Annotated in this window: 15 protein-coding genes; 7 read left to right on the top strand and 8 right to left on the bottom strand. The window is 70.3% G+C overall.

Annotated features, from left to right (window positions below; genetic code table 11):
- Positions 1–6: 6 nt before the first annotated feature.
- Entirely contained in the window at positions 7–798 is a 792-nt protein-coding gene (locus B0920_RS08305) for a LytTR family DNA-binding domain-containing protein (RefSeq protein ID WP_078032053.1), read from the bottom strand.
- Positions 791–2,056, bottom strand: coding sequence for a sensor histidine kinase (locus tag B0920_RS08310; RefSeq protein WP_078032054.1), 1,266 nt, complete (start codon positions 2,054–2,056; stop codon positions 791–793). The genes B0920_RS08305 and B0920_RS08310 overlap by 8 nt, the downstream gene beginning before the upstream one ends.
- Positions 2,057–2,225: 169 nt before the next feature.
- Between B0920_RS08310 and B0920_RS08315 the strand changes: the two genes are divergently transcribed.
- The 3 genes from B0920_RS08315 to B0920_RS08320 all read left to right on the top strand — a co-directional run bounded on the left by B0920_RS08315 (position 2,226) and on the right by B0920_RS08320 (position 4,455).
- Positions 2,226–2,897, top strand: a complete 672-nt coding sequence (locus B0920_RS08315; protein ID WP_229455288.1) for a hypothetical protein — start codon at positions 2,226–2,228, stop codon at positions 2,895–2,897.
- Positions 2,898–2,997: 100 nt separating this feature from the next.
- On the top strand, positions 2,998–3,123 hold the full coding sequence (locus B0920_RS26395) for a hypothetical protein (protein WP_267873362.1): 126 nt from the start codon (positions 2,998–3,000) through the stop codon (positions 3,121–3,123).
- Positions 3,124–3,207: 84 nt separating this feature from the next.
- Positions 3,208–4,455 (top strand): DEAD/DEAH box helicase, encoded by a 1,248-nt coding sequence (locus B0920_RS08320; RefSeq protein ID WP_078032055.1) that lies wholly within the window; start codon positions 3,208–3,210, stop codon positions 4,453–4,455.
- Positions 4,456–4,467: 12 nt separating this feature from the next.
- On the opposite strand, the gene B0920_RS08325 is transcribed toward B0920_RS08320, so the two are convergent.
- The 3 genes from B0920_RS08325 to B0920_RS08335 form a co-directional block, all read right to left on the bottom strand.
- Complete coding sequence (locus tag B0920_RS08325) at positions 4,468–5,310, bottom strand: DUF817 domain-containing protein (RefSeq protein ID WP_078032056.1); 843 nt, start codon at positions 5,308–5,310, stop codon at positions 4,468–4,470.
- Between the two features lie 57 nt (positions 5,311–5,367).
- A complete protein-coding gene (locus tag B0920_RS08330; protein ID WP_078032057.1) occupies positions 5,368–8,046 on the bottom strand; it encodes a bifunctional acetate--CoA ligase family protein/GNAT family N-acetyltransferase in 2,679 nt (892 codons plus the stop codon).
- A 231-nt stretch (positions 8,047–8,277) separates the two neighbouring features.
- Positions 8,278–8,658 carry a hypothetical protein gene (locus B0920_RS08335; RefSeq protein WP_143745677.1) on the bottom strand — a complete coding sequence of 127 codons (381 nt, stop codon included), beginning with the start codon at positions 8,656–8,658 and terminating at the stop codon, positions 8,278–8,280.
- 120 nt (positions 8,659–8,778) lie between these two features.
- Between B0920_RS08335 and B0920_RS08340 the strand changes: the two genes are divergently transcribed.
- Entirely contained in the window at positions 8,779–9,207 is a 429-nt protein-coding gene (locus B0920_RS08340; RefSeq protein WP_078032059.1) for a hypothetical protein, read from the top strand.
- A 68-nt stretch (positions 9,208–9,275) separates the two neighbouring features.
- Here B0920_RS08340 and B0920_RS25920 read toward each other — a convergent pair whose 3' ends face one another.
- Positions 9,276–9,842, bottom strand: coding sequence for a hypothetical protein (locus B0920_RS25920; RefSeq protein WP_179119119.1), 567 nt, complete (start codon positions 9,840–9,842; stop codon positions 9,276–9,278).
- Between the two features lie 5 nt (positions 9,843–9,847).
- Between B0920_RS25920 and B0920_RS08350 the strand changes: the two genes are divergently transcribed.
- Both B0920_RS08350 and B0920_RS08355 read left to right on the top strand, forming a co-directional pair.
- Positions 9,848–11,230: a TolC family protein gene (locus B0920_RS08350; RefSeq protein WP_078032061.1), complete on the top strand. Its 1,383-nt coding sequence runs from the start codon at positions 9,848–9,850 to the stop codon at positions 11,228–11,230.
- Positions 11,227–12,603 carry a multicopper oxidase family protein gene (locus tag B0920_RS08355; protein WP_078032062.1) on the top strand — a complete coding sequence of 459 codons (1,377 nt, stop codon included), beginning with the start codon at positions 11,227–11,229 and terminating at the stop codon, positions 12,601–12,603. Before B0920_RS08350 ends, B0920_RS08355 begins: the two co-directional genes overlap by 4 nt.
- Before the next feature lie 104 nt (positions 12,604–12,707).
- Here the strand turns inward: B0920_RS08355 and B0920_RS08360 are convergent, their stop codons facing one another.
- Together B0920_RS08360 and B0920_RS08365 are read right to left on the bottom strand one after the other, a co-directional pair.
- On the bottom strand, positions 12,708–13,676 hold the full coding sequence (locus B0920_RS08360; protein WP_078032063.1) for an IS1595 family transposase: 969 nt from the start codon (positions 13,674–13,676) through the stop codon (positions 12,708–12,710).
- A 125-nt stretch (positions 13,677–13,801) separates the two neighbouring features.
- Complete coding sequence (locus tag B0920_RS08365; RefSeq protein ID WP_078032064.1) at positions 13,802–16,264, bottom strand: heavy metal translocating P-type ATPase; 2,463 nt, start codon at positions 16,262–16,264, stop codon at positions 13,802–13,804.
- A 336-nt stretch (positions 16,265–16,600) separates the two neighbouring features.
- Between B0920_RS08365 and B0920_RS08370 the strand changes: the two genes are divergently transcribed.
- The gene (locus B0920_RS08370) at positions 16,601–17,125 is read left to right on the top strand and encodes a nuclear transport factor 2 family protein (protein WP_078032065.1); all 525 of its coding nucleotides are present in this window, start codon (positions 16,601–16,603) and stop codon (positions 17,123–17,125) included.
- Positions 17,126–17,149: the final 24 nt, after the last annotated feature.

Here is a 17,149-nt window from a genome sequence, read left to right on the forward strand (position 1 = left end):
ATTTGCTTACATATGACGGAACAAATGCATGAAAGGCTGGCTCACCGGCAACTGCTCTGGCCGGTTCTTCAGGCGGATGATGCCGCGCCCGCTTTCATCACGGGTCACGGCCGCCACCGCGCGCAGGTTGACGATGGTCGAGCGGTGCACCTGCTTGAACATGCTCGGGTCGATCACTTCGAGCAGGTCGCGGATCGGCTTGCGCAGCAGCGACTCGCCCTCAGCCGTCATCACCACCGTGTACTTGGAGTCGGCCTGGAAGTAGGCGACGTCGTCGACCAGAATGAGGCGCGTCTCTACCCCGCGGCTGGCGGTCAGCCAGACCAGGGGCTCGGCGCGCGGCGCCGGCGGCGCCACCTGGGCCAGGCGCTCCAACAGGGCTGCCAGTTGGGCCCCGTCCACGCCGCCGCGCCCAAGGCGCTCGCGGACCCGGGCCAGGGTCGCCGCCAGGCGCTCGCGCGCCACCGGCTTGAGCAGGTAGTCCACGGCGCCGCGCTCGAAGGCCTCGACCGCGTACTGGTCGTAGGCGGTGACGAACACCACCTCGGTCTTCAGGCCGGCGTCGAGCATGGCGGACGCGACCTCCAACCCGCTCAGGCCCGGCATGCGAATGTCGAGGAAGGCCAGGTCGGGGCGCTCGCTGGCGATGGCGTCCAGGGCGCTGCCGCCGTCCTCGCACACGGCCACGATCTCGAGTTCCGGCCAGGCTTCGCGCAGCAACTGGACCAGGGCGTCGCGCAGCAGGGCCTCGTCCTCGGCCACCACGCAGCGGAAAGTAGTACGCATCGGCTCAGGCATGCTGCTTCCCTCCTCCCTGGAGCGCCAGCGGGACCGTGATGGTGGCCGCCACCCCGCTCGGGAAATTCGACACGATCGAGAACGAGGCGGCGCTGCCGTAGGCCAGGCGCAGGCGCTCGCGCACGTTGCGCAGGCCGATCCCGGTGCCGCCGCCCTCGGCGCTGAAGCCGCGACCGTCGTCCGCCACCGTCACCGACAGCGTGCTGTCGAGCGCGCGCGCCAGGATCCAGACCGTGCCGCCGCCCGGCTTGGGCTCGATGCCGTGCTTGATCGCGTTTTCCACCAGGGTCTGCAACATCATGGTCGGGAACAGCGCCTTGTTCAAGGCCTCGGGCAGGTCGACCTGCAGGTTCAGGCGCGGTCCCATGCGGATCTTGAGGATGTCGAGGTAGTTGCGCGCCCTTTCCAGCTCTTCGCCCAGGGTCGAGGGCGCGTCCTCGGTGCGCGGCAGCGAATGGCGCAGGTAGGAGATCAGGTTGCCCAGCATTTCGTCGGCGCGCGCCGGGTCGCTGCGGGTCAAGAGCTGGGCGCTGGCCAGGGTGTTGTACAGGAAATGGGGCTCGACCTGGGCGTGCAGCAGGTTCAGGCGGGCCACCGTCAGCTCCTTCTCGGTGACGGTGTCGCGCACCTGAGCCTGCTCGCAGCGGCGGCGCTCGGCCACCCGGCGGGTGATGGCGCGCACGATGGCCTCGGCGTTCTCGAGGTTGGTGCCGTGGTCGACCAGGAACCAGTCGGTCCAGGCCGGCCCTTCCGGCTCGCAGATCAGGGTCACGCTGCCGGCGTCGTCGCCGTTGGGCGTGACGGTGGCCAGGATCTGGTTGTTGGGGGTGGACAGGTGTTCCAGCGCCCAGCCGTAGGCCGAGTGGGCGCCGTAGGGATTGATGCGCCTGATCTTGGCGCGCACCTGCAGGCTGTCGCGGGCGCTGTCGGCCACCACCGAGCCGGGCAGTTCGCGGATGGCGGCGTCGATCATGTCGAAGGCTTCGCCGGCCTCGAAGGGGACCTCGATGCGGCGGCGCTGGCGGTTCGAGAGGGTGCTGCGGTTGAGCTCACCCGCCACCAGGCGCACCCGGCGCACGTGCGAAAAGGCCACCGACAGCACCCAGGCCCCCAGAAGGAAGGCGAGCAGGACGATGTAGCCCTCCGGGTGCACGTCGATGTACTCGAGCCAGGTTTCGTTGAGCGTGATCGCGACCGCCATGTAGACGGCGATCCAGGCCGCCAGCAGCCGGCCGAGATGGAAAGTACTTGCGAGCATGATGGTCCTTCGATGGTCATTGGTATGGCCAGCATAGCCACGCCATGCCTTGCTAGTCAGCATTATGCGACGGATGCCGCCATTCGCCGACGAAACCGGGGCCGGGGCCGACAAAAAAGTCCGGCGCTGCGAGTACAATCTCGGGTTTTCCCGCTAGAAAGGTTTCAAGATGTTGCACAACAAGACCGCCGTCTTCCTCGCCGCCGCCCTGGCCGCCGGCGGGGCCCAGGCCCAGATCGGCGTCAGCGCCGACCTCGGCACCACCGGCGCCGGCCTGCACCTCGTGCTGCCGATGGAGAGCTATCTCAACGGCCGCTTCGGCATCAACTACTTCAAGCACGACACCACGCTGCGCTCCGGCGGCGTCGACTACAAGGTGGACGCCAAGCTGCAGACCTACGACCTGCTGTTCGACTGGTATGTGCGCCCGGGCAGCGCCTTCCGCCTGACCGGCGGCGTGGTCTACAACGGCAGCAAGCTCGACGCGCACGCCACCCCGGCGGGCGACGGCCTCTATACGATCAACGGGCGGCGCTATTCGGCGGCCACGGTGGGCAATCTGCGCGGCCGGGTCGATTTCCGCAAGGCCGCGCCCTACCTGGGCATCGGCTGGGGCAACGCCCTGACCCCGAACAAGGGCTGGAACCTGGGCGCGGACCTGGGCGTGATCTACCACGGCAATCCCCACCTCAAGCTGGCCAGCACCGGCTGCCAGGCAGCGGCGGCCGCCTGCATCGTGCTGGCGCGCGACGTCGCGGCCGAACAGGCCCGCCTGGAAGAGGACCTGAAGGACTACAAGTTCTTCCCGGTGTTGCGCGCCAGCGTCTCCTACCAGTTCTGAGCGGCGTTGCCGCAGGCGGCGGATCGGGAAAAAGCTGTCGATCCGCTCACAAATCGCGGGGCGGAAGGCGTATGATGGAGCCTTCCCTGAGGACTCCATCATGCAACCGCGCATTTATCTTGCCGCCGCCCTCGCCATCGTCTTCCTCCTGGTGGCCGGCTGCCGTGAGCACAACGAGCCGGTCAAGCCGACGGTCGACCTGTCGCTCATGCTCGACGCCGACTGAGCCGGCGCCCTCCGCCACACCCTGCCCGCCCGGGCAAGGTAAACTACGGCTTGTCTATTTTCTAGCCGCAAGGTTTATTTTTCCATGTCGTTTGCTTCCCTCGGCCTGATCGATCCGATCCTCGCCACCCTCGACACGCTCGCCTACCAGACCCCGACCGCCGTCCAGCAGCAGGCAATTCCCGCCGTGCTGGCCGGCAAGGACGTGATGGCCGCGGCCCAGACCGGCACCGGCAAGACCGCCGGATTCACCCTGCCCCTGCTCCAGCGGCTGGTGAAAAGCGGGGCCAAGGTGTCCAGCAATGCGGCGCGCGCGCTGATCCTGGTGCCCACCCGCGAGCTGGCCGAGCAGGTGCACGAGAGCGTGAAAGCCTACGGCGCCGGGCTCGAGCTGCGCACCCTGGCCGCCTACGGCGGGGTCAGCATCAATCCGCAGATGATGGCCCTGCGCAAGGGCATCGACGTGCTGGTGGCCACCCCGGGGCGCCTGCTCGACCTGCAGCGCCAGAACGCGGTGCGATTCAACGAAGTCAAGGTGCTGGTGCTGGACGAGGCCGACCGCATGCTCGACCTCGGCTTCTCGCGCGAGCTCGACCAGCTGTTCGCCCTGCTGCCCAAGAAGCGCCAGACCCTGCTGTTCTCGGCCACCTTCTCCGATCCGATCCGCGCCATGGCCAACCGCCTGCTGGTCAGCCCGGTGCGCATCGAGGCGACGCCGCGCAACAGCACCGTCAAGGCCATCACCCAGTGGCTGGTCCCGGTCGACAAGAAGCGCAAGCCCGAGCTTTTCGTCCACCTGCTCAAGCGCCATGCCTGGACCCAGGTGCTGGCCTTCGCCCGCACCCGCAAGGGCGTCGACGAGCTGGTCGGCCTGCTGGAAGCCAAGCGCATCACGGCCGATTCGATCCACGGCGACAAGCCGCAGCCGGCGCGCCTGCGCGCGCTGGAGCGCTTCAAGGCCGGCGAGGTGCGGGTGCTGGTGGCCACCGACGTCGCCGCGCGCGGCCTCGACATCCAGGACCTGCCGGCGGTGATCAACGTCGACCTGCCGATCGTGGCCGAGGACTACGTGCACCGCACCGGCCGCACCGGGCGCGCCGGCGCCTCGGGCGAGGCGGTGTCGCTGGTGGCGGCCGACGAGGTCGAACTGCTGGCCGCGATCGAGGGCCTGACCAGCCAGGTGATCAAGCGCGTCGAGGAACCCGGCTTCGCGCCCGAGCACCGGGTGCCCGAGACCACGGCCGGCGGCCAGATCGTCAAGAAACCCAAGAAGCCCAAGAAGCCCAAGGGCGAAGCGGCGGTGGTCAGCGAGGACGTGCGCTTCCGGCGCTGAGCGGCTTCCCGCTCAGGGCCCGGGCACGTGGATCTTTTCCTTGATGTGCTTGAGGCTGGCGACGATGGTGAAGGTCATGATCACCAGTAGCGACCACGAGCTCCACTTGCTCAGGTGGACCACCGACCAGGCGCCCAGCTGGTTCGGGTAGCGCCACACGCCCCAGAAGGTGCCGATGTTCTCGGCCAGCCAGATGAAGAAGCCGATCAGCACGAAGGCCAGCAGCAGCGGCATCTGTCGGTCGCGGTCGAGCGGCCGGAAGGTGACCATGGTGCGCGAGTATAGGCCGAGGGCGCAGGCGGCCAGGTACCAGCGGTAGTCGCCGATGTAATGGTGAGTGAAAAAATTGGCGTAGATCAGGATGGCGATGGTGGCCGCCATCCAGTAAGGCGGATGGTGGCGCACGCGCAGGTCGAGCAGGCGCCAGGACTGGATCATGTAGCTGCCGATGGTGGCGTACATGAAGCCCGAGAACAGCGGCACCCCGAACAGCTTGGTGTAGGCGAAATCGGGGTAGCTCCAGGACTGGATGCTGGACGAGACCTTGAAGGCCTCGAGCGCGAAGCCCACCACGTGAAACAGGCAGACGGCCTTCAGCTCGTCCCAGGTCTCGAGCCTGGCCCAGACCATCCACAGTTGCAGGCCGACCGCCACCACCAGCAGCACGTCGTAGCGCGGGATGCCCAGCACCCCGGCGCGCGGCGTGACCAGCATCGCCACCATGAACAGGCCGACGAACAGGCAGGCGCGCGCCTCCTTGACGCCGAAGTAGAGGAATTCCAGGGCCCAGCGGCGCAGGCTTTCGATCTGCCGCGGCCGGGTGTCCAGCAAATGCTTGTCGATCGCTGTCAGCATGGGGTCCTTGTCGAAGCGCGCTCCACGGGCTCGCCGCGCCAAGGATAGCATCGGCCGCTAGCGCAGCGCCAGCCGCATGTGGCGGATGCCCTCCTCCCCGATGCTGACCTCGAAGCCCAGCTTCCTGACCATGGCGACGATGCGCGCGTTCTGCGGCAGCGCCTCGCCCACGATCTCGCGCGTGCCGCGCAGGCGGCAGTAGGCGATCAGCTTTTCCATCATGATCCGGCCCAGGCCCATGCCCTTGAGGTCGGAGCGCACCGTGACCGCGAATTCGGCGCTCACGTTGTCGGGGTCGGCCACCACCCGGCCCACGGCCAGGGTCTCGGGCACGCCCTCCCCGTTCGGACGTGTCGCGATGAAGGCCATCTCGCGGTCGTAGTCGATCTGGGTGAAGCGCGCCAGCTGCGAGGGCTGGAGCTCGCGGATGCGCACGAACATGCGGTAGCGGATGTCGTCCGGCGTGAGCGCGTCGAAGAAGGCCAGGTGGGCGGGGCCGTCCTCCGGCCGGATCGGGCGCAGCAGCAGCTTGCCGCCGTTCCAGTCTATCGTTTCTTCCAGCTCGCGCGGATACGGGCGGATCGCCAGCCGGTCGAGGGTGCTGCCTGACTTGTCGGCCAGGGCCAGGCGCATGCGCGCGTCCAGCACCACCGCGCCCTGGCTGTCGGCCACCAGAGGATTGAGGTCCAGCTCGACGATCTCGGGAATGTCGCAGACCATGCGCGAGACCTGGATCAGGGCCGCCATCACCGCGTCCAGGTTGGCGGCGGGACGGTTGCGGTAGCCGGCCAGCAGGCGCGCCACCCGGGTGCGGTCGATCAGGTCGCGCGCCAGCACCAGGTTCAGGGGCGGCAGGCCGACCGAATGGTCGTCCATCACCTCCACCGAGACCCCGCCCTGCCCGAACACGATCACCGGCCCGAACACCGGATCGAGGGCGGCGCCGACGATCAGCTCGTGGGCGTGCGAGCGGCGGCACATGGCCTGCACCGAATAGCCCTCGAAGCGCGCCTCGGGAAAGACCTCGCCCAGGCGCCGCCGCATGCGCCGCGCGGCGGCGCGCACCGCCTCTTCCGAGTCGAGGTCGAGCGCCACCCCGCCGAAGTCCGACTTGTGCATCACGTCCGGGGTCAGGATCTTGAGCGCCACCGGGAAGCCGATCGCGCGCGCGCCGGCCACCGCGGCCTCGACGTCCTGGGCGGCGCGGGTCTCCACCAGCGCCATGCCGTAGGCGCGCAGGATGGCCTTGGTCTCCGGATCGGACAGCAGGTAGCGGCCGGCCTGGATCGCTTCGCGCACCAGGGCCCTGGCCGCGGCGCGGTCGGGGGCCACCGTGCCGATCAGGGAGGGCGGCACTTCCATCAGCAGGTTCTGGTTGCGGCGGAAATTCACCAGTTGCAGGAAGCCGGCCACCGCGTCCTCGGGGGTGCGGTAGTTCGGCAGCCGCGCGCTGGAAGCGATGGCGCGCGCTTCCAGCACCGAGGCCCCGCCCAGCCAGCACGAGAGCACGGTGCGCGAAGCCTGGCGCGCCACCGGGGCGATCGCCTCGGCCACCTCGCGGCTGTCGACGCCGGCGGTCGGCGAATGCACCACCAGCACCGCGTCCAGCTGCGGGTCGCGCAGCAGGATCTCGAGCGTGTCGCGGTAGCGCTGCGGCGGGGCGCCGCCGAACAGGTTGACCGGATTGCCCCCGCCCCAGCCGGAGGGCAGCAGCGCGTCCAGCGCCTCCCTGGTCGCCGGCGACAGGGTCGCCGCGACGCCGCCGCCATGGGTCAGGGCGTCGCGCGCCAGGATGCCCGGCCCGGCGCCGTTGCTGACGATGGCCAGGCGCTCCCCGTGCAGCGGCCGGGCGTAGGCCAGGGTCTCGACCGCTGCGAACAGCTGCTCGGTGCTGTAGACGCGCAGCATGCCGGCGCGCCGGATGGCGGCGTCGAACACGTCGTCCGGGCTGGCCAGGGCGCCGCTCTCGCTGGCGGCCGGGCGCGGCCCCTCCTCGTCGCGCCTGGCCTTGAGCACCAGCACCGGCTTGCTGCGCGCCGCCGCGCGCACCGCCGACATGAACTTGCGCGCGTAGCGCAGGCTCTCCACGTACAGCAGGATCGCGCCGGTGCCGCCGTCGCTGGCCAGGAAGTCGAGCACGTCGCCCAGGTCGACGTCGGCCGAATCGCCCAGCGCGATGAAGTGGGAAAAGCCGATGCCGCGCGTGCGCGCCCAGTCCAGCACCCCGGTCATCAGGGAACCCGATTGCGAGACGAAGGCGATCCGTCCCGGCAGCGCGCCGCTGTGCGCCACGCTCGCGTTCAGGCCGATGGCGGGGGCCAGCAAACCGGCGCTGTTCGGCCCGAGCAGGCGCAGCAGGTAGGGATTCGCGGCATCCAGCATCGCCTGGCGCAGGCTGCGCCCGCGCAGGTCGCGCGCCTGGTGCAAGCCGGCGGTGAGCACCACCGCCGCCCGCGTGCCCAGCTCGCCGAGCTGGCGCACCAGCTGGGGCACGGTCGGCGGCGGGGTGCAGATCACCGCCAGGTCGGGCGCGGCAGGCAGCTCGCCCACGCCGGCGTAGCAACGCCGCCCGGCCAGCTGCTCGTACTTGGGGTTGAGCAGGTAGAGCTGGCCGCGGAACTCCGCCTCGAGCAGGTTGCGCAGCAGGGTCGCGCCCAGGCTGCCCTCGCGCTCGGAGGCGCCGATCAGCACCACCGAACGCGGCGCGAACAGCTTGTCCAGGTTGCGCACGCTCATGCCGGGCTCCTGGACGCCGGAACGCCCAACTGGGCGGAGCGGGCTGAATGGGCCGAATGTGCCGAATCGGCCGGACAGGACGGGCGGGCCGCGGGACAAACGACGGGGCGGACGGCGGCGCTGGGCATGGACGGGACCTTTCCTTGGCTGGGCTGGCTTGGCGGGAAGCCGGCGGCCGGCAGGCCGCGCCACGCAAGCATAGCGCCGCTTCGAGGCCCGGCGCGCACCGGATCAGTGCAGGGTGCGCCTCGGCGGCAGGGCGCGCAGCGCGGGCGAGCGCGCCAGCAGCTCGCGCATCAGACCCTCGACCAGCAGGGGGACGAAGCGGGAAACGGCCGTGGCGTCGAGGCCGACGTCGTCGACATAGGCGCGCAGCACCAGGGCCTCGGGCAGTTCGCGCAAGGGCACGATGGCGAAAGGCGGGGCGCCGGCGGGCGCGGTCACGGCGAAGAAGCGCAGGCGCAGGCGGGCGTCGAGCATCATGCTGCCATTCAGGAAGCGGTCGATGCCGATGTCGTACAGGACGTGCTCGACGACCTCGGCGGCCCGGCCGGCGATCTCCTGCTGGTTGCGGCGCCGGCGTGGCGCGAACAGGCGAGAGAGCAATTGCACGGCGTTTCCCCCCCTCATTGAGATTAACTAAATGTTATCAAAAAGCTTGTAAGTTGGCAAAGAAAAACGACCAACAAGCGGTCGCTGGTGTTGCGCGCGCGCCATGCTAGAATTCCCCCCGTGAAGACGCTTGCCCGCACCCTGCTCCTGTGGCTGATGCTGATCGCGGTTCCCTTCCAGGGATTCGCCTCGGCAGCCATGCTGGCGTGCGCGCACCGCACGACGCAGGGGGCGCCGGCCGCCGATGCGCCTGATGCCGGCCACGATGCGATGCACGCGGCCCACCACGGCCACGGCGCGGCGCCGCTTGGCCAGGCCGCGTCAGGCCACCACGACATGCACGACCCGGGCGCGCAAAGCCCCTCCGACCACCACGCGCAATGCGGTTCCTGCGCGGCCTGCTGCTTCGGCGCGGCCATGGCGCCGGCGACCATTCCGGCCGCCAGCGCCGATCCCCTGCCCGTGCCGCGTGCCCCCGCCGGCGCCAGCCGCCTGGCGGCGGTCGACCTCGACCTGCCGGAACGACCTCCCCGCTTCCCGTTCGCCTGATCCCGGCGCGCCGCCCTTTCACGCGGCGCGCGAAGTCCGCGCGCCCTGCGCGGCCGATACACGCACATTCATCGAACGAGCACATCATGCATATGAAGCATCCTGCCATCTGCAGCATGGCCGCCCTTGCCCTGGCCGCCCTGGCCGCCCTCGCGCCCGCCGGCGCGCAGCAGCGCGGCCCCGAGGACCCGCGCGCGGCGGTTCCCGAGACCCGCTACCATCCGGCCCACCCCTACCGGCCGGCGCTTGAAGCCGCCACCACCCCCGACCGCCAGTGGCGCGCGCTCAACGAGACCGTCGCCGGACTGGACTCGATGTCCCTGACCATGCCGGACGCCCACGCCGGGCATGGCGCGCCGGCGCCGCAGGCGCCATCGGGCAAGGAGCAGGGCCAGCACGATCAACACGGTCAGCATGGCCAACACGGTCAGCACGGCCAGCACAGCCAGCACAGCCAGCACAGCCAGCAACACGGCCAACATGGCCAACACGGTCAGCACGGTCAACACGGTCAACACGGTCAGCACGGTCAGCACGGTCAGCATGGCCAGCATGGCCAGCACGGTCAGCACGGCCAGCAACACGGCCAGCAACACGGCCAGCACGGCCAGCACGAGGGCCACGCGAAAGGACATCACTGATGGCGGCGCCACGACTTTGCGCGGCAATGGCCGCGGCCTTCGCGCTGGCCGGTTGCGCGAGCATCACCCCCGACCGCGGCCTGGAAGCGGCATCGCAACTGGCGCACGAGCGCACCGGCGTCGACGCCCGCCTGCTGCGCGGCGAGGACGAGCTGCGCGCCCTCGACGCCCACATCGACGCGCTGCTGCGCGAGCCGCTCGGCATGGACGCCGCCGTGCGCATCGCCCTGCTGCGCCACCCCGGCCTCCAGGCGACCTACTGGGAGCTCGGCATCGCCCAGTCCGACCTGGTCCAGGCCTCGCGCCTGCCCAATCCTTCGCTCGGCTTCTCGCGCCTGCACAATGCGCACTACACCGAGATCGAACGCAGCCTGTCCTTCGACCTCGCCGGCCTGCTGACCCTGCCGCTGCGCCAGCGCATGGAGGCGCGCCGCTACGAGCAGGCCAAGCTGACGGCGGCGGCCGCGATGGAGCGTCACGCCCTCGAGACCCGCCGCGCCTGGGTCGAGGCGGTGGCGGCGCGCCAGGCCGTGGCCTATGCGCGCCAGGTGGCCGAGGCGCACGAGGCGGCGGCGGAGCTGACCGGGCGCATGGCCCAGGCCGGCAACGCCAGCCAGCTCGACCTGGCGCGCGAGCGCGCCGCCTACGCCGAAGCCGGCGCCGACGTCCTGCGCGCCCAGCGCGCCGCCGACGGCGCGCGCGAAACCCTGACCCGCCAGCTCGGGTTGTGGGGAAAACAGGCCGGCTATACCTTGCCCGAGCGCCTGCCCGATCTGCCGGCCGCGCCGGCCGAACCGGAGCAGATCGAACGCCTTGCCCTGGAACGCCGCTTCGACGTGCGCGCGGCGCGCGAGCAGGCCGCCGCCACCGCGGCCGACCTCGGCCTGACCCGCAGCACCCGCTTCGTCAACGTGCTGGAGCTCGGGGTCGCCAACAAGAGCGAGACCGGCGAGCCGCGCGCCAAGGGCTACGAGGTCGGCCTCGAACTGCCGCTGTTCGACTGGGGCGGCGCGCGCGTGGCGAAGGCGGAAGCGGTCTACATGCAGGCCCTGAACCGGGTCGCCGAGACCGCCATCACCGCCCGCAGCGAGGCGCGCGAGCACTACCTGGGCTACCGCGCCAGCTACGACATCGCGCAGCGCTACCGCGACGAGATTATCCCGCAACGCAAGAAGATCGCCGACGAGACCCTGCTGCGCTACAACGGCATGCTGGCCAGCACCTTCGAGCTGCTGGCCGACGCCCGCGAACAGGTCGGCGCCGTCAACGGCTATCTCGACGCCCTCAAGGACTTCTGGCTCGCCCACGCCGCCCTTGAGGGCGCGCTCGGCGGCCGCGTGGGCCACGCGCCCGCGCACACCAACAAGGAACACCAGCAATGAGCAACCGCAGATCCTTCCTCACCGGCGCCGGCGTCTCGATGCTGGGCGCCACCCTGGTCAGCCGGGCCGGCGCCGCCGGCCTGCCCGAAGCCCCGGTCCAGTCCTCGTCCGCCACCGCGCCGCCGCTGGCGCCGCCCAACGGGCGTCCCTACAACCCGGTCGTGACCCTGAATGGCTGGTCCCTGCCCTGGCGCATGAAGGACGGCGTCAAGGAATTCCACCTGGTGGCCGAACCGGTGGTGCGCGAGCTCGCGCCCGGCATGAAGGCCAACCTGTGGGGCTACAACGGCCAGAGCCCGGGCCCGACCATCGAGGTGGTCGAGGGCGACCGGGTGCGCATCTTCGTGACCAACAAGCTGCCCGAGCACACCAGCATCCACTGGCACGGCCAGATCCTGCCGAGCGGGATGGACGGAGTGACCGGCCTGAACCAGCCCGGGATCGCGCCCGGCAAGACCTTCGTCTACGAGTTCGTGGCGCGCCACGCCGGCACCTTCATGTACCACCCGCACGCGGACGAGATGAACCAGATGGCGATGGGCATGATGGGCTTCTGGGTGACCCACCCCAAGGACCCGCGCAAGCATGCGGTCGACCGCGACTACGTGCTGCTGCTCTCGTCCTACGACATCGAGCCGGGCAGCTACACGCCGCGCACCAACACCATGCTCGACTTCAACCTGTGGACCTTCAACAGCCGCGTGTTCCCGGGCATCGACCCGATGGTGGCGCGCCTGAACGAGAAGGTGCGCATCCGGGTCGGCAACCTGACCATGACCAACCACCCGATCCACATCCACGGCCACCGCTTCGAGGTGGCCGGCACCGATGGCGGCTGGGTGCCGCCTTCGGCGCGCTGGCCGGAAGTGACCACCGACGTGGCGGTGGGCCAGATGCGGGCGATCGAGTTCGTGGCCGACAATCCGGGCGACTGGGCCTTCCACTGCCACAAGTCGCACCACACCATGAACGCCATGGGGCACGAGGTGCCGAACCTGATCGGCGTCGACCACCGCGGCGTGGCGCAGAAGATCAACAAGCTGGTGCCGGGCTACATGGTCATGGGCGACAAGGGCGGCTCGATGGGGGACATGGAGATGGAACTGCCCGCCAACACCCTGCCGATGATGACCGGGCGCGGACCTTTCGGGAACCTGGAGATGGGCGGGATGTTCACCGTCTTCAAGGTGCGGGCGGACCAGAAGCGCGGCGACTACCGCGACCCGGGCTGGTACCGCAATCCGCCGGGCACGGTGGCGAGCGAATGGACCGGGGAGCTGCCGGCGCCGCACAGCGCGCCGGATGCGGCGCCCGGCAAGGCGCCGAAGGGCGAAGCCATGAATGCGCGCAAACCCGGCTCGCATCGCCACTGAGCCAGCACTCCGCCGGCGGCTTGCACGGCCGCCGGCGGCTTGCGCGCAGGCGTGCATGCAATGAAAAAGGCGCCGATCCCGCGAACGGAACGGCGCTGTCATCGTTACCTGTTGATGACTCCGAGTGCGATGCGCAGGAGTTGCTCGACAGTATTGATCCGTCCACCATCGAGCGCCCAGCGCCAACCCAGGTAGTTCGGCAGGTAGCGCGAGGCCACGCCGTGAAAGCGGGCCAGCCAGCCCCGGAATCGGTGGTGATAGGCATTGACGTTCTGCACGTGGATGGCGCCGGAAACGCCGGCCCGCACCCGCACGCCGGCGCGCAGGTTCACCGCCTCATGCGCGATGCCATGCTGGCGAGAAAAGGCCCGGTAGGCGGCGTTTGAATCGGTGACCAGGAGCGCCTGCGGGTCGAGCTTTGGCAGGAGATGTCGCTCGAGTTGCCGTGCGCTTAAAGCGCCGCGTCCGGTGACGGCATCGATGGTCTGGCCGCCACGATCGCGCGCGACCAGAATACAGTCGAGCTCGCGCGAAATTCCCCGCCTGCTGGCCGCGCCGCCCCGCTTGCGCGGCGGCCGGTCGAGCTTGCGCGCCCCCTTCTGTGATTCGAGCAGGAACATTTCATCGGCTTCGACGATGCCGCTCAAGCGCGCCGGCCGGTCGTGCTTGACCTGGTCCAGGAAGCGGTGACGCCAGCGAAAGGCGGTGTTGCGGTGAACGCCGACCTCACTTGCCGCCGCCCGCACGGGCCGTGAGGCCAGCAGCGCCTGCAGATAATCGAGCCATTTACCGCGCAGCCTCAGGCGCGCCAGCGGCGTGCCGCTCAGGTCGTTGTACGTGCGGCCGCACTGGCGGCAACGGTAACGTTGCAGATCATTGGCGTGACCATGGCGGTGCCACAATGGGCTGGCGCAACGCGGACAGCGCCGGTCCGCCGCGCGGAGTGCCGTGAGCAGCACGACGATCTGGGCCAGCCCGGCCGCCGGCCGCAGCGCCGCGAGCACGCGCAAACGCTGCGGCTGGTTCAGCGAGGGCAGCTTGTCGAACCACTTCTGGAACCCCGGCGCCTTCATGATCGCTCCTGTCGAGAGGTGACAGGACTTGGACCACGGAGAAGCTCAGCAGTTCAGTACTCATCCATAGCCAACGGTGACAGCGCCAACGGAACCGGCGCCCTGTTCGGGACGCGGTATCGGGTTCAGGCCGCCGAGCGCGCGCTCACCGGATATCCGGCCTCGTCGATCGCCGCCGCGATCGCGTCCAGGTCGGCGCCGCTCTCGATCTTCACCTTCTTGGTCGGCAGGTCGATCGTGACCTTGGCGTCCTGGTCGACGCCCTGCACCGACTTGGTGACGCGGCCGACGCAGTGGCCGCAGCTCATGCCTTCCACGGTCAGTTCATACATGGTGTTTCCTCCTGGTTCGCGGGGCGTCTGTGCCCCAGTGGTTGAAATGCTTGTCTGTTCATCGGTCCGGGCGCCGGCCGCCGGCGCCCAGCGCCGCAGCAGCAGCGCGTTGGCCACCACGCTCACCGAGCTCAGGGCCATCGCCGCTCCCGCCAGCACCGGATTGAGCAGCCCGAAGGCCGCCAGCGGAATGCCGACCACGTTGTAGACGAAGGCCCAGCCAAGGTTCTGGCGGATCTTGCGGTAGGTGCGCTGCGAGACCGCGATCGCGTCCGGCACCAGGCCGGGATCGCCGCGCATCAGGGTCACGCCGGCGGTGTGCATGGCGACGTCGGTGCCGCCCGCCATCGCGATGCCGACGTCGGCCGCCGCCAGCGCCGGGGCGTCGTTGATGCCGTCGCCCACCATGCCCACGCTGCGCCCCTGCGCGCGCAGCGCCTCTACCACCCGCGCCTTGTCCCCCGGCAGCACCTCGGCATGGAAGTCGGCGATGCCCAGTTCCGCAGCCACGGCGCGGGCGGCGCCGGCATTGTCGCCGGTCAGCATCACCGGCTCCACGCCCATCGCCCGCAGGCGCGCCACCGCCGCCGCCGCGCCCGGCTTGACGCGGTCGCCGAAGGCCAGCAGGCCCAGCACCCGCACCCGGCCCGCGCGCTCCTCGGCCAGCCAGGACACGGTGCGGCCGGCTTGCTCGTGGGCGGCGGCGCCGTCCAGCACGGGCACGCCGAGCTCCTCCATCAGGCGGCGGTTGCCGAGGTAGAGCGTGGCGCCCTCGACCTCGGCGCGCACGCCGCGCCCGGGCAAGGCCGCGGCGCCCTCGGCGCGCGGCAGGGCCAGGCCGCGTGCGGCGGCCGCCTCGGCCACCGCCCTGGCCAGCGGGTGGGCGCTGTACTGCTGCACCGCCCAGGCCAGTTGCAGCAGCCGCGACGCGTCGCCGCCCTCGACCGCCACCACCTGGGGCCGGCCCTCGGTCAGGGTGCCGGTCTTGTCGAACACCACCACCTGCAGCGCATGGGCGGTTTCCAGGGCCTCGGCGTCCTTGATCAAAATACCGTGGCGCGCCGCCGCGCCGGTCCCGACCATGATCGCGGTCGGCGTGGCCAAGCCCAGGGCGCAGGGGCAGGCGATCACCTGCACCGCCACCGCATTGAGCAGCGCCGCCTGCCAGTCGCCAGTGGCCAGGCCCCAGCCGAGCAGGGTCAGGAGCGAAATCAGGAGCACCACCGGCACGAACACCGCGCTTACCTTGTCGACCAGGCGCTGGATCGGCGCCTTCACCGCCTGCGCGTCCTCGACCATGCGGATGATCTGCGACAGCATCGACTCCGCCCCCACCGCGGTCGCCTCGACCAGCAGCAGGCCTTCGCCGTTGACCGCGCCGCCGGTCACCTTGTCGCCGGGCTTGCGCGCCACCGGCAGGCTTTCGCCGGTGAGCAGGGATTCGTCCAGGTGGCTGGAACCCTCGAGCACGCGGCCGTCGGCCGGCACGCGCTCGCCCGGCAGCACGACCATCAGGTCGCCGCGCGCCAGCTCGGCCAGCGGCACGCGCAGCTCGCGGCCGCCGCGCCGGACCAGGGCATCGCTGCTGCGCAGCGCTTCCAGGGCGCGGATCGCGCCCACGGTCTGGCGCTTGGCCCGGCCCTCCAGCCACTTGCCCAACAGGACCAGGGTGATCACCACCGCCGAGGACTCGAAATACAGGTGGCGGCTGCCGTGGCCCTGCCCGGTGAGCAGCAGGTAGACCGACAGCCCATAGGCGGCGCTGGTGCCGATCGCGACCAGCAGGTCCATGTTGCCGCTGAGCGCGCGCGCGGCCTTCCATCCGGCGCGGTAGAAGCGCGCGCCGAGCCAGAACTGGACCGGGGTCGCCAGCGCCCATTGCAGCCAGCCGGGCAACATCCAGTCGATGCCGAAGGGCTGGCCCAGCATCGGCGCCACCAGGGGCGCGCTCAGCAGGGCCGCCACCGCCACCGGCCACCAGGACGGCAAGCCGCCCTCCTCCGCCGGCGCAGGCGCGCCGGGCGCCGCGGGCAGGTCGAGCGCGGCCTCGTAGCCGGCCTTGCGCACCGCCTCGACCAGGGCGTCGGCCGTGGCGCTGCCCCGCACGCTGGCCTTCTCGGTGGCCAGGTTGACGCTGGCGCTGTCGATGCCGGGCACCGCCTGCAGGGCCTTCTCGACCCGCGCCACGCAGGACGCGCAGGTCATGCCTTCGATGCGCAGCGTGGTGTCGCCTGCGCTGGGGGAAATGGGGTTCATCGTCGTGCTCCTCGATTGACTACCCGAAGCATATTCCTTCCCACGATGGGAAGGTCAAGCCGTGTCCCAGCTTTTTTCCTGCGCGCCGCTGTGTGGCCCGGCCGGCCGCGCCTGCGCGTCAGCCAGGGCGCCCGCCTGCCACACTGCCTTCACCGGGCGGCCGCCCAGTGCCGGCCCGACCAGCCGCGCGGGCTCCCTGCCGCCGGCGGCGGGCGGCGGGCGGCGGGCCCACGGACAACAGAAATTGTCCGATTGTGAAGGCAATTGGTACAGTTCGTTACATTCTTACTGAAAAGAATTTATATACTGTCTGGATATCTCACTGCCCACGTTTCCATGCGCTTGTTACCGGTCCTTCTGCTTGCCGCCCTCTCCTCCTGCCTTCCTGCCCCAGCCCATGCCGACGCGGCCGGCGGCGGCGTCGGCGCCAGCGTGGCGTCGCGGGAGGTATCGGCCATCCGCGACGCCGAGCACAAGCGCGCCATGGCCGTCGCCGGCCGTGACGTCGAGGCCTTGCGCAACCTGATCGGCGGCGAGTACTACCATGTGGAAAGCAATGGCCGGGTGCGCACCAAGACCGAATTCCTGCAGGCCCTGGCCCGCGATGAATTCCGCCTATCCAACTACGGTGTCGACGAGATGGAGATCACCCTGGTCGGCGGCGGCCGCGCCGCTGTTGTGACCGGGCGCTTCCACGCCCATATGCAGACCCTGCATATGGTGCGCCAGTTCCGTGGCCGCTACGTGCGGATCTGGACCCTGCACCCCGAAGGCTGGCGCAACACCCTGCACCAGAGCACCGAGATCCGCCCGGCGACGACCGTGCCGGCGGGCGAGCCGCGCAACCTGCCGCTCCAGTAAAGGCTTCCCGGCCGGGATGCGCCG

This window comes from Massilia sp. KIM (genome assembly GCF_002007115.1).
Taxonomy (GTDB): Bacteria; Pseudomonadota; Gammaproteobacteria; order Burkholderiales; family Burkholderiaceae_D; genus Telluria.